Raw genomic sequence first — 12,356 nt, 5'->3', positions numbered from 1 at the left:
ATCCATGACGACGTGCTGCCCTTGCCGTGCGTTCTCTATATATCATCTGGACCGGGATATAATTCCCACCCTGATACCGTTGTCTTTATAGCGGCGTGTCTGTGCGGGCAAGATATTGCTCAGTACCTGATCCGAATTTCCCGCCAGACCGTTTTCAAGATGAACGCAGAACGCTCATCGGCTCGGAAAACGGTCAGACTCCATGACGAGAGCATTTTCAGGGTTCCGCGCAAGCAAATGCCTCTGACCGGCGCAACAAAAAAGGCCCGGCAGCACATAGCTACCGGGCCTAAGGTATAAAGGTCTCTTGGTCGCATGACCAGAGAGCCCTTCGGGTCGCGGCATCTGTTTATGCCAGAGCCACGCGGCATGCTTGTATGAATTGGACATGGATACGTTATGATATACAGTTTCACGGCATTTCGGTCAGAAAGCGAACGCTTTGACGAGCGGTTGCCCGACTGCCATAACGAGACATCATGATTTACCGCCTACTCAGCCCATTGTTATTCCGCCTGAACGCCGAGAAGGCACATCATCTGGCAATGCAAACCATAGGAGCAATGCCCCAAGGCAGCCCGGCTGGGGCCGACCCTATGCTGAGCATACGGATGGCAGGCATCGACTTTCCTAACCCGGTCGGTCTGGCGGCGGGCTTCGACAAGGATGGTTTGGTAGCCCACAAAATGCACCATTTCGGATATGGTTTTGCGGAGCTGGGCACTCTTACTCCGCTGCCACAGAGCGGCAATCCCAAGCCCCGCCTGTTTCGCCTCGCCGAAGACCGCGCCGTCATCAACCGCATGGGCTTCAACAATGGCGGGCAGGCAGACGCCGCGCGGCGCATCGCCGCCATGCCGCGCGCAGGCCGTGTGATAGGCATCAACATCGGCGCCAACAAGGACGCAGCAGACCGCATTGCCGATTATGTCACCGGCATACAGGCAATGGCCCCACTGGCAGACTATCTTACCGTCAACATATCGTCCCCCAACACGCCAGGACTGCGCGCATTGCAGGGGCGCGGGCCGCTGGATGAGCTGCTCGGCGCGGTTATGGCGGCGCGCGGCGAGCAAGGCCCGCCCATTTTCCTCAAGGTGGCGCCGGACCTTGAGCCAGCCGACATAGACGACATCGCGGCAAGCGTGACGGAGCACAAGATCGACGCCCTGATCGTATCGAACACCACGATCAGCCGCCCTGCGTTGCAATCCCGGTACGCGGGTGAGACAGGCGGCCTCTCCGGCGCGCCTTTGCATGACCTCGCGCTCCAGCGGTTGCGGGATTTCCGGGCAGCCTTGGGCACATCGGTGCCGCTGATCGGTGTCGGCGGCATCGCAAACGCGGAGCAAGCCTATGAGCGAATACGCGCTGGCGCATCGCTGGTGCAGATTTATAGTGCGATGGTCTACGAAGGTCCTTGGCTCGCGGCACGGATCAACAAGGGACTGAAGGAATTGCTGATGCGCGACGGGTTTACCAACATATCGCAGGCGGTGGGTGTCGATGCGCCGCGTGGCTGAACTTCGGGCGTTGCTGGTCGCGCTGCTGGCGCTGTTCACCCTCACCGCGCAGGCATGGGCGGCAGGTACGGTCTCCTCGGCCGATCCGCGCGCATCCGAAGCGGGCATGGAAATGCTGCGCAAGGGCGGCAGTGCCACCGATGCCGCGCTCGCGATGATGCTGGCGCTCACCGTAGTCGAGCCGCAATCGAGCGGCATCGGCGGCGGCGGCTTTCTGGTGCATCATGACGAAAAGAGTGGCGCGCTTGCCACGATAGACGGGCGGGAAACAGCGCCCAAATCCGCGACTCCCGCGCTGTTTCTTGGGCCGAACGGCAAGCCCCTGCCCTTCGTACAGGCTGTTCCCGGTGGCAAGTCGGTCGGTGTGCCGGGCAATATCGCGCTGATGAAAAAGGCGCATGAAAAATGGGGCCGGCTGAAATGGGCAGACCTGTTTGCGCCCGCCATCAAGCTGGCGCGCGAGGGGTTCGTCGTGACGAAGCCACTGGCCGACGGGCTTGAGAGAGCAGCCCCGCTCTGGTCGGAAAGCTTTCCCGATGCCCGCGCGATCTACTGGATCGATGGCAGGCCGGCACGAGAGGGAGAGACGCTGCGTAACCCCGCGCTGGCGGACTTTCTGGAGAAGATCGCCGCCAAAGGCCCACGCGCTCTTTATAAGGGAGGCGGCGCGGCGGGCATCAGCGCCGCAGTGGCCAATGCCCCGCGCAACCCCGCCCATCTCACAAAAGCAGATCTTGCGTCCTACCGCGCAAAGTTCCGCCCGCCCGTGTGCGGGCAATACCGCGTCTATAAGATATGCGGCATGGGCCCGCCCTCCTCAGGGGCGGTGGCGGTTGTGCAAATCCTCGGTATGCTGGAGCGGTTCGACATGAAGGCGCTGGGGCCGGACAATCCACAAAGCTGGCACTTGATCGGCGAGGCGATGCGGCTGGCCTTTGCCGACAGGAACGCATATCTGGGGGACAGCGACTTTGTATCCGTGCCGGTTAGCGGTCTGATCGACCGAAGCTATGTACAGGCCCGCTCTGCCCTGATCGCGCCAGACACTCCCCGCGCCAGCTATGAGGCGGGTATTCCGGCAGGCGCGCCACCGCGTATTCCCGCCATGGGGAGCGATACACCCGGCACCACGCACTTCGTCGCCGTAGATGATGCTGGCAATATTGCCGCAATCACCTCCACCGTTGAAGGCCCGTTTGGCAGCCAGCTCATCGCCCACGGTTTTTTTCTCAACAATGAGCTGACCGACTTTGATTTCGCCCCGGAGAAAGACGGCACGCTCGTCGCCAACCGGGTGCAGCCGGGCAAGCGGCCGCGCTCATCAATGGCGCCCACCATCGTCTATGATGCCGACGGCAAGCCTGTCTTCGTCGTTGGCGCGGCGGGCGGCGCGACGATTATCATGCAGGTGGCAAAAGCCCTCATCGCCCATCTAGACTGGGGCATGAGCGCGCGCGACAGTATCGGGCTGGGTCTGATTTTCTTTGATCGCAACGGCCTGACGCTGGAATCCGGCACCAGACTGGACGCAATGAAGCCCGCGCTCGAAGCCATGGGCCATCATGTCGGCACGCTCAATGCGCGGCTCAAGGCCAACGCGGCGGAGCGCCTGCCCGATGGCCGCTGGCAGGGCGCGGCGGACCCGCGCAGCGTGGGGGTGGCCCTTACGGAATGAGAGGGATATGATGGGCCTCAGCACTGGCCCTTTCCCCCGCCCAACCTCCCGTTAGTATAGAGTGTCGGGAGGTTGGGCGGGGGAGAGGGCTGGCACCGCCTGTCCACGGAAGTGGAACAATAAACGGAGAGCAGATGCGTCAGTTCGAGCACTTCCCCAACCTCGTCACCATGTTCTTCACCCGCGCGGCGGAGCGGGGCGAGCGGCCCTTCCTGTGGCACAAGGCCGGGGGCGCATGGCACCCTATCAGCTGGGCCGAAGCCGCGCGCCAGGTAGCTGCCCTCGCTGCCGCCCTGCGCGCGGAGGGGATCAACCCCGGCGACCGGGTGATGATCGTGTCCGAAAACCGGCCGGAATTCTGCATCGCCGATCTTGGCATAATGGCGGCAGGCGCGGTCAGCGTGCCAACCTACACCACAAACACCACGCGCGATCACGATCATATCCTCAACGACAGCGGGGCACGCGCCGTCATCGTCTCCACGGCTAAGCTCGCCAAGGCGCTGATGCCCGCCGTGATCCATTCCAACACTGTCCGCCTCGTCATCGGCATCGAGCCGCTGAAATTTGCCCAAGCGGGCGTGGCGGAGCTGCGCCAGTGGGACGCGCTGATCGCCGCCCATGCCGACGACCCGGCAGCCGATCCCGCCGCCTGCGCCGCCTCCCTCACCGCTAGCCGAGACGACCTCGCCTGCCTCATCTACACCAGCGGCACCGGCGGCGCACCACGCGGGGTAAAGCAGCATCACGGCGCGATCCTATTGAACGTCGAGGGCTGTATCGACGTGATCGCCGGCGATTTCGGCTGGGGCGACGAGATATTTCTCTCCTTCCTCCCCCTCTCCCACGCCTATGAGCATAGCGGCGGCCAGTTCCTCCCCATCGGGCTGGGCGCACAGATTTATTACGCCGAGGGGCTGGACAAGCTTGCCTCCAACATCGAGGAAGTGCGCCCCACGATCATGGTCGTGGTGCCCCGCCTGTTCGAGGTGCTGCGCGCCCGCGTGATGAAGGCGATCGAAAAACAGGGCCGCGTCGCGCAGATCCTGCTCGATCAGGCGCTGCGTATCGGCACACGCGAGGCGGGGGGCAAGCCGCTCGCGCTATGGGATGTGCCGGTTCGCGCCTTCCTCAACCGCACAATCAAGCCCAAGGTTCAGGCGCGCTTTGGCGGGCGGATCAAGGCGCTGGTGTCGGGCGGCGCACCGCTCAACCCCGATGTCGGCGCCTTCTTCCACGCGCTCGGCCTCACGCTGTTGCAGGGCTATGGCCAGACCGAGGCCGGGCCGGTCATCTCCGTCACCCGGCCCCGCACCGGCATGAAGATGGACACGGTGGGCACGCCGCTTAAAGGTGTGGAAGTCAGAATTGCGGAGGATGGCGAGATCCTCGTGCGCGGCGAGCTGGTGATGCACGGCTATTGGCGCAATCCCGAAGAAAGCGCTCGCGTGCTGCGCGATGGCTGGCTCCACACCGGCGACATTGGCGAGTTCGATGCGGGTGGCCGCCTCAAGATCACGGATCGCAAGAAGGACATCATCGTCAACGACAAGGGCGACAATGTCTCGCCGCAAAAGGTCGAGGGCATGCTGACCTTGCAGGACGAGATCGCGCAAGCGATGGTGAGCGGAGACCGGCGGCCCTATCTCGTCGGCGTCATCGTGCCGGAGGCGGAGTGGCTGGCCGAATGGGCGAAGACCAACGGCAAGGGGCAAGCCTCCCTGACCGAACTCGCCGCCGACCCCGCGCTCCACACCGCCTTGCGCGCGGCGGTGGACCGGGTGAACGCTGACCTCTCCGTCACCGAGCGCGTGCGCCAGTTCATCATAGCCGACGCGCCCTTTACAATCGAGAACCAGATGCTCACCCCCTCGATCAAGATCAGGCGGCATGTGATCCGCGGAGTTTATCAGGAAAGGCTGGATGGGTTGTACAAGGGGTGAGCGACGCCCTTCGGCAATAATGTAGTCGGTAACAGTAGAAATTCTCCTATTCTAATGTAGTATCACTGGGGGCAACGGGGGAGAATTTTGCGTGAAGCTTGTGTGGTGCACTTGGCGCTGCTGTTTGGCGCTGTTCGTTTCTCTTTCGCTTTCCATCTCGCTCCACGCGGCGCCGCCCCTCTCGGTTTATGGAAAACAGCCAAGCTTCGAGCGCGCCGCGATTTCCCAGTCAGGCGATCATATCGCGCTCATCGGCACCACAGGCGATCTGCGCCGCCTGATCATCCTCGACAAGAACACCAAGCCCGTCATGGCGGTCAGTATAGGTGCCGCCAAGGTAAGAGGGCTCTATTGGGCCGGCGACGGCATGGTCCTTCTTGAAACTTCAAACACCGCAAATCTTGGAATAGGCTTCACCGCCGACAAGGCGGAACTCTATTCGATGTTGGTCATTCCCATCGGGGGCGGCAAGCCCTGGAGCGTGTTTGACAAGAACCCCTCGATCCGGGGTGGAATCCGCGGCTTTCACGGGCTGAACCAGCGCGATGGCAAATGGTACGGCTATTTTGGCGGCATAACGTTCGAGACCGACGGCAAAGTAGAGCCTTGGCTTAAGAGCGCACGCCCGGTTTTGTATGAGGTCGATTTGCAAACGCGCAAGAACAAGAAGCTTGCTCCGCGCGTTGACGATCAGGAGAACTACCGTACATGGCTGATAGGTCCGGACGGCAAGGTCAGCGTCACTTTCGACTTCCGCTCGATCGATGGCAACTGGCGCCTAACCAATGCACAGGGTGAGAAGATCGCGACCGGTATCGACAAGTTCGGCAATGTCGGTCTGGTAGGTTTCGGACCTAAAGCAGATACCGTCATATATACCCAGGAGGACCAGGAGACTGGTCGCGAGCGATGGATGGAAGTTCCCATAACAGGAGGGAGCGCGTCTGAAATCCTGGCCGATATGCGCATCGGCGGGAGTTTCTTCGACAATCGCACCCGCCAGCTCATGGGATACCGGCATGAGGGTGATGTTCCCACCTATCAATTCTTCAACCGGTTTCACCAAAAAGTCGTCGAAGCAACGCAAAAGGCATTTCCAGGTGTCAGCGTGCGCCTCATCGACTGGAACGACGCTTTCAACAGGCTGATCGTCATGACGGAAGGGGTGAATGATCCGCAGACGTGGTGGCAGGTCGATATCCGGACCGGCAAGGCCGATGTACTGGGCACGTCCTACCCGATTGCAGCAGAAGACGTCGCGCCGATGAAGATGATTCACTACAAGGCGGGCGACGGCAAGGACATCGCAGCTGTTCTGACCCTGCCGCCGCAGCGCGCTGCCAAGAATCTGCCCGTGATCATTTTCCCTCATGGCGGCCCGGCGTCACGTGATTATCCGGGCTTCGACTGGTGGGCGCAGGCGTTTGCCGCACGCGGATATGCCGTCCTCCAGCCAAATTTCCGCGGCTCCACCGGTTATGGTGCGGATTTCGAGCGAGCCGGCCATGGCGAATGGGGCCGCAAGATGCAGACCGACATCTCGGACGGTCTAGCCCAATTGGTGAAAGACGGAATAGCCGATCCCAAGCGCGCCTGTATCATGGGCGCCAGCTATGGCGGTTATGCCGCGCTGGCAGGCGTCACCCTACAACACGGTCTATATCGCTGCGCGGTGTCTTTCGCCGGAGTGAGCGACGTACAGAAAATGGTAAACTCCGACATTAGCGAAAGCGGCGGCAACAACACCCTGCGCCGCACCCTTAAAAGGGAAGTCGGATCGGGCCGGGATCTGCGCGATATATCTCCCATCCGCCATGTCGATAACGTCGATGCGCCGGTTCTGCTCATTCATGGCAAGGATGATACTGTCGTCCTCTACGACCAGAGCACCGACATGGCTGCGGCTCTCCGCAGAGCCGGCAAGACCGTCGAATTCATTACACTGCCGGGCGAAGATCACTGGCTATCAAACAGCGACACCCGCTTGACGATGCTTCAAGCCGCAGTGACGTTTGTCGAAAAATACAATCCGCCCGATCCGCCGAAATAACTTTGGTATGTCGATAAAGGCCCACTTCTTATCAGTGACGCGGCCCTACCAGCGCGAAATGTGCACCTTGGGGGTCTATGCCCTGCAATGCGAAGTCGCCGCCCGGTATTTCCATCGGGCCGTTGAGTACCTTGCCACCGCCGCTATCTATGGCCGCTACCGCTGCATCGATATCGGCTACGCGAAAATAGTGATTCCAGTGTGGAGGCCCCATCTGATCCGTGCCGGTCATGATCGCGCCGATCATGGCTCCGTGACGAATGAAATCATAGGATCCCATCGGTCCCATATCCATCGCTCCGTCCTTCACCCAACCAAATCGGGCCCCATAGAAATGCAGCGCCGCCCCCTGATCAGACGTGATCAGCTCATTCCAGGCGCAGTGGCCGATCCGCGGGCGGTCATGAGCAAAGGCCAGGCTCTCGCCATTGCCGGACGGGGCCATTATGTAAAAGGGCGCGCCCTGTGGATCGGTCACCATGGCGATGCGGCCAACCTCTGCAATGTCCATTCCCGGCATCAGGATATTGCCGCCACCATGAGCAATGCTCTCGGCGCATTTGTCCACGTCATCTACCGCGACATAGCCAACCCAGGCCGGAAATGCGCCGCCCTCAATCATTTGGGGCGTCAGCTGCATCACGCCGCCAACGCTGTGGGCTGGCGCATTGATTATCCGATAATCCATTCCAGGCGTATCGCTGCCCGCAAAAGTCCATTCGAGTAGGGAGCCATAAAAGCTTTGAGCGGCATCCGCCTCTCTCGTCATCAGCTCGTACCAGATGAAATCGCCATGCTTGTTTGCCATCGCTCTGCTCCAAGGTTGCCGGTTGTGTGTTCACATCCTGCGCTCGATACCGCGGGGGAACTTAGAGCATCGTGCGCAAAAATGGGAACCGGTTTTGCGCCAGAACGATGTAACACAACAAAAACATAGAGCGCACTTACTGATCCATATCTAACGCAGCGCGCACTAGGGGCTGTAGTGACAATTTAGTCATTTCCGTCCGGAACCCATGGCCGCGCAAGCCAGCAATCGGCACTTTCGGGGTATCAGGAGCGGTAAACACGATACATGGGTGTGAAGGCGAAGCCGCCAGGCGGCGTACACGCCATCTGCCCTATGCGCCCTCGGCCAGATCCTTGAGCTGTTGCGCACAGGCCTGCCAACCATCGGTGAAGCCCATGTCTGCGTGCTGCTGCCTTGCCTCGGCGGTCCAGTGGCGGGCGGATGCCCGATAGCGCGTGCCTTCGCCTTCCGGCGCCACTTCCCAGATGCCGATCATGAACGCCTCCTGCGGCGCCCATGCCCCCGCCACCCCGCCGGTCTTCACCGCGTCGGTGGTGACGAAGCGCACGCCGGGCGTCACCTCCAGAAATATGCCCTCCAGCATATGCTCCTCGCCCTCATTCGGCCCGCGCATCACCATGGCGGAGCGTCCACCCGCGCGCCAATCCTGCTCGATGATCTCTGTGCGCCATGGCTTCGGGCACCACCATTCCTCCTGACGGGCCGTCATGATGTCCCACACTTTTTGCGGCGGGGCATTGATGAAAATTTCGACGGCCAATTCGTTCGGTTCTTCGGTCATGCTCTCCTCCATTATGCGGGAAATCCCCATTGAGCGCACGCCCTAATCAAATCGCCTTGTGCAGCTCATTGCCATGGTCTTTGTCACAGCCGGGGCGCGGGCGGCCCAGCGTCCAGTTCTGTTGCATCCGCACCTTGGGGTTGGGCGCGCACCAGATTTCGCCTGTGTCATCAATCGCCGTCACCCAGATCAGGTTATGCTCCGGTCCGTAATCGATCATGCCAATTGCGAAGCCCTTGCCCTTGTCGATCACTTCGAGCGGAATAGGCGGGTCTAATTGCGTAAATGCCATATGGCGTGCTCCTTTACTGAAGCTAACGCCCATGTCCGCGCTTTGTTGCGCGCACTCATGCACCCTCGCCCCGTTCAGCCCAGCAGGCCTTCCTTGGCAATCTTGTCCCGCCAGACCAGCGGCGCGAGATAGTGGACATTGTTGCCCTCACTATCCACCGCAACGGTGACGGGCATGTCCTTCACCTCGAACTCGTAAATTGCCTCCATGCCCAGATCCTCGAAGCCGACGACCTTGGCGCCCTTGATCGCGCGCGCAACCAGATAGGCCGCGCCGCCGACCGCCATCAGATATGTCACCTTGTGCTTCTTTATCACCTCTACCGCGCCCATGCCGCGCTCGGCCTTGCCGATCATCGTGAGGAGGCCAAGATCCAGCATCATGTCGGTGAACTTGTCCATACGCGTGGCGGTGGTCGGGCCTGCGGGGCCGACAACCTCGCCCATCACGGGGTCTACCGGGCCGACATAATAGATCGCGCGGCCCTTGAAATCGACCGGCAGCGGCTCGCCACGGCTGAGCATATCCTGGATGCGCTTGTGCGCGGCGTCGCGCCCGGTCAGCATCTTGCCGTTGAGGAGCAGCCGGTCGCCCTGCTTCCAGCTCTGCACGATTTCCGGCGTCAGCGTATCGAGGTCAACCTTGATCGCCGCGGCATCCGGCTCCCAATGCACATCGGGCCACTCGTCGAGGTTCGGCTGTTCCAGATAGGCCGGGCCGGAGCCATCCAGCGTGACATGCGCGTGGCGCGTGGCGGCGCAGTTGGGGATCATCGCCACCGGCTTGCCCGCCGCATGGCAGGGATAGTCATAGATCTTCACATCGAGGATGGTCGAAAGCCCGCCCAGCCCCTGCGCGCCGATGCCGAGCGCATTGACCTTGTCGAATATCTCGATGCGCAGGCGCTCGATGTCGGTCTGCGGCCCGCGCGCCTTCAATTGCGCCATGTCGATGGGGTCCATCAGGCTCTGCTTGGCGAGCAGCACCGCTTTCTCTGCAGTGCCGCCGATGCCGATGCCGAGCATGCCGGGGGGGCACCAGCCCGCGCCCATCTGGGGGAGCATCTCCAGCACCCAATCGACGATGCTGTCAGACGGGTTCATCATCTTGAACTTGGATTTGTTCTCGCTGCCGCCGCCCTTCGCCGCGACGTCGATGGAAACCGTGTTGCCCGGCACCATCTCGACATGCAGCACGCAGGGCGTGTTGTCCTTGGTGTTCTGGCGGGTGAAGGCGGGATCGCGCAGCACCGAGGCGCGCAATCTGTTCTCAGGATGCAGATAGGCGCGGCGCACACCTTCGTCGACAATCTCCTGCAGCGGGCGCGAGGTATCATCGAGCTGGCAATCCATGCCCCATTCGATGAACACATTGACGATGCCGGTATCCTGACAGATCGGCCGATGCCCCTCGGCGCACATGCGGCTGTTGGTGAGGATCTGCGCGATCGCGTCCTTCGCCGCCGGGCCTTGCTCGGCCTTATAGGCCTCGCCCAGCGCGCGGATATAATCCATCGGGTGATAATAGCTGATATATTGCAGCGCGTCGGCGACGCTCTCGATCAGGTCTGCGGCCTTGATGACGGTCATGAGAATGGGTCCGTGGGCTAGGGTTCGATATGCTGTGCCCTATGTCGCCTTATCCGCCCAAAGTCCATATCATAGGGTTTCGTCTGACGCGGGTTGTGCGCTTGTGGTGGCAAAAAGCCGCTTTCTCATGCGCCGCTTCGCCGCTGCTCGCTTCTGACCCAGGCATCAATGGCATCCCCCTACTCCGCAGCAACCCCGGCCCGCGTGAACATATCCTCGCCCTCATCCCCCGCGCTGCTGTCTTCGTTCGCCACCTTGCGCTTGCGCCGGTCAAAGCTGTCCCACACTTCGTTCCAGTTGCCGCGGGTCGCGCCCTTGGAATATTCGGTGGCGCGGGTCTCAAAGAAGTTGGCGTGCTCCACGCCATTGAGCAGCGGCGCGAGCCATGGCAGCGGGTGATCCTCGATCATGTAGATCGGCTGGAAGCCCAGCTGCCCCAGCCGCCAGTCCGCGATATAGCGGATATAGCGCTTGATTTCCTTCGCCGTCATGCCCGGCACCGGCCCCATCTCGAACGCCAGATCGATGAAGGCATCCTCCAGCCGCACCGTCTTCTGGCAGCAGTCGATAATGTCTTCCTTCACCGCCTTCGTCAGGCAGCCGCGCTCTTTCACGAATTCGTGGAACAGGCGCACGATGCCCTCGCAGTGCAGGCTCTCATCCCGCACGGACCATGTGACGATCTGGCCCATGCCCTTCATCTTGTTGAAGCGCGGGAAGTTCATCAGCATCGCGAAGGAGGCGAAGAGCTGCATCCCCTCGGTAAAGCCGCCGAACATCGCGAGGGTGCGGGCGATGTCTTCGTCATTATCGACGCCGAACTGCTGCATATAATCATGCTTGGCGCGCATTTCCTCATATTCGAGGAACATGGAATATTCGCTCTCCGGCATGCCGATGGTGTCGAGCAGGTGCGAATAGGCGGCGATGTGGATCGTCTCCATGTTGCTGAACGCCGTCAGCATCATCTTCACTTCGGTCGGCTTGAACACGCGGCCATATTTGTCGTGATAGCAATCCTGCACCTCAACATCCGCCTGGGTGAAAAAGCGGAAGATCTGGGTCAGCAGGTTGCGCTCATGCTCCGAAAGTTTCTGCGCCCAGTCGCGGCAATCCTCGCCCAGCGGCACTTCCTCCGGCATCCAGTGGACCTGCTGCTGGCGTTTCCAATATTCATAAGCCCAGGGATATTCGAAGGGCTTGTAGACTTTGGAGGCTTTAAGAAGGGACATGGGCTTACTCCGGAATTTTTTGAAAAGGGTGTGAATGGGGTCAGGCGGGCGGCGCGTTAGCCGGGCCGGGGCGCAGAGGGCGGCGCGCAGGCAACGGCTCGGCGCGTCTGTGTGGCAAAGGCGCGATGAGGCGCGGAACGGGCGGGTTGCTGGCGGGTTCTTCTGGCACGGACCACCCAGACAGGAGATATAGCATGTTCGAGAAATGGCGCATCAAGGAGCATATGGAAGTCAGCAATTCCATGGGCCAGCACATCGGCACGGTCGACAAGATCGAGGACGAGACGATCATCCTCACCCGCTCTGACTCTGCCGATGGGCGCCACCACACGGTGCCGCTCGATGCGGTCGACCGGATCGACGACAATCGCGTCTACCTCAAAGAGGGCATGAACGCGAGCATGGCCCGCTAACGCACGAGCCCCCCTTGCCCAGCCGACCGGCCGGGCAACTTTGACCC

Annotated in this window: 10 protein-coding genes; 5 read left to right on the top strand and 5 right to left on the bottom strand. The window is 61.2% G+C overall.

The genetic code is table 11. The features are described from left to right. Window positions 1–479 precede the first annotated feature (479 nt). The 4 genes from EQG66_RS06665 to EQG66_RS06650 all read left to right on the top strand — a co-directional run bounded on the left by EQG66_RS06665 (window position 480) and on the right by EQG66_RS06650 (window position 7,191). Window positions 480–1,523, top strand: a complete 1,044-nt coding sequence (locus EQG66_RS06665) for a quinone-dependent dihydroorotate dehydrogenase (RefSeq protein ID WP_129403817.1) — start codon at window positions 480–482, stop codon at window positions 1,521–1,523. Next, complete coding sequence (gene ggt / locus EQG66_RS06660; protein ID WP_129403816.1) at window positions 1,507–3,198, top strand: gamma-glutamyltransferase; 1,692 nt, start codon at window positions 1,507–1,509, stop codon at window positions 3,196–3,198. The genes EQG66_RS06665 and ggt overlap by 17 nt, the downstream gene beginning before the upstream one ends. 134 nt (window positions 3,199–3,332) lie before the next feature. Then, window positions 3,333–5,141, top strand: a complete 1,809-nt coding sequence (locus tag EQG66_RS06655) for an AMP-dependent synthetase/ligase (protein WP_129403815.1) — start codon at window positions 3,333–3,335, stop codon at window positions 5,139–5,141. Window positions 5,142–5,265: 124 nt separating this feature from the next. After that, window positions 5,266–7,191, top strand: coding sequence for an alpha/beta hydrolase family protein (locus EQG66_RS06650; protein WP_129403814.1), 1,926 nt, complete (start codon window positions 5,266–5,268; stop codon window positions 7,189–7,191). Between the two features lie 31 nt (window positions 7,192–7,222). Here the strand turns inward: EQG66_RS06650 and EQG66_RS06645 are convergent, their stop codons facing one another. From EQG66_RS06645 to EQG66_RS06625, 5 genes are all read right to left on the bottom strand, one after another. Continuing rightward, a complete protein-coding gene (locus tag EQG66_RS06645; RefSeq protein ID WP_129403813.1) occupies window positions 7,223–7,999 on the bottom strand; it encodes a VOC family protein in 777 nt (258 codons plus the stop codon). A gap of 313 nt (window positions 8,000–8,312) precedes the next feature. Continuing rightward, the gene (locus EQG66_RS06640) at window positions 8,313–8,783 is read right to left on the bottom strand and encodes an SRPBCC domain-containing protein (RefSeq protein ID WP_129403812.1); all 471 of its coding nucleotides are present in this window, start codon (window positions 8,781–8,783) and stop codon (window positions 8,313–8,315) included. Window positions 8,784–8,829: 46 nt separating this feature from the next. Next, window positions 8,830–9,075 (bottom strand): hypothetical protein, encoded by a 246-nt coding sequence (locus EQG66_RS06635; RefSeq protein ID WP_129403811.1) that lies wholly within the window; start codon window positions 9,073–9,075, stop codon window positions 8,830–8,832. 74 nt (window positions 9,076–9,149) lie between these two features. Next, a complete protein-coding gene (locus EQG66_RS06630; protein WP_129403810.1) occupies window positions 9,150–10,664 on the bottom strand; it encodes a fumarate hydratase in 1,515 nt (504 codons plus the stop codon). 179 nt (window positions 10,665–10,843) lie between these two features. Continuing rightward, window positions 10,844–11,896 (bottom strand): ribonucleotide-diphosphate reductase subunit beta, encoded by a 1,053-nt coding sequence (locus EQG66_RS06625; protein WP_129403809.1) that lies wholly within the window; start codon window positions 11,894–11,896, stop codon window positions 10,844–10,846. Window positions 11,897–12,090: 194 nt separating this feature from the next. On the opposite strand from EQG66_RS06625, the gene EQG66_RS06620 reads away from it, so the two are divergent. Beyond that, window positions 12,091–12,309: a DUF2171 domain-containing protein gene (locus EQG66_RS06620; RefSeq protein ID WP_129403808.1), complete on the top strand. Its 219-nt coding sequence runs from the start codon at window positions 12,091–12,093 to the stop codon at window positions 12,307–12,309. Window positions 12,310–12,356 lie beyond the last annotated feature (47 nt).

It is taken from the genome of Sphingobium fluviale (assembly GCF_004122115.1).
Classification (GTDB): Bacteria; Pseudomonadota; Alphaproteobacteria; order Sphingomonadales; family Sphingomonadaceae; genus Sphingobium; species Sphingobium fluviale.
Note: the sequence above shows the minus strand (reverse complement) of the source record. Positions and strands in the feature narration are given on the sequence as shown.

Bases quoted from the DNA above. Each gene is read 5' to 3' on its own strand.
- EQG66_RS06665 (WP_129403817.1), top strand. From the start codon at position 480: ATGATTTACCGCCTACTCAGCCCATTGTTATTCCGCCTGAACGCCGAG.
- ggt (WP_129403816.1), top strand. From the start codon at position 1,507: ATGCGCCGCGTGGCTGAACTTCGGGCGTTGCTGGTCGCGCTGCTGGCG.
- EQG66_RS06655 (WP_129403815.1), top strand. From the start codon at position 3,333: ATGCGTCAGTTCGAGCACTTCCCCAACCTCGTCACCATGTTCTTCACC.
- EQG66_RS06645 (WP_129403813.1), bottom strand. From the start codon at position 7,999: ATGGCAAACAAGCATGGCGATTTCATCTGGTACGAGCTGATGACGAGA.
- EQG66_RS06640 (WP_129403812.1), bottom strand. From the start codon at position 8,783: ATGACCGAAGAACCGAACGAATTGGCCGTCGAAATTTTCATCAATGCC.
- EQG66_RS06635 (WP_129403811.1), bottom strand. From the start codon at position 9,075: ATGGCATTTACGCAATTAGACCCGCCTATTCCGCTCGAAGTGATCGAC.
- EQG66_RS06630 (WP_129403810.1), bottom strand. From the start codon at position 10,664: ATGACCGTCATCAAGGCCGCAGACCTGATCGAGAGCGTCGCCGACGCG.
- EQG66_RS06625 (WP_129403809.1), bottom strand. From the start codon at position 11,896: ATGTCCCTTCTTAAAGCCTCCAAAGTCTACAAGCCCTTCGAATATCCC.
- EQG66_RS06620 (WP_129403808.1), top strand. From the start codon at position 12,091: ATGTTCGAGAAATGGCGCATCAAGGAGCATATGGAAGTCAGCAATTCC.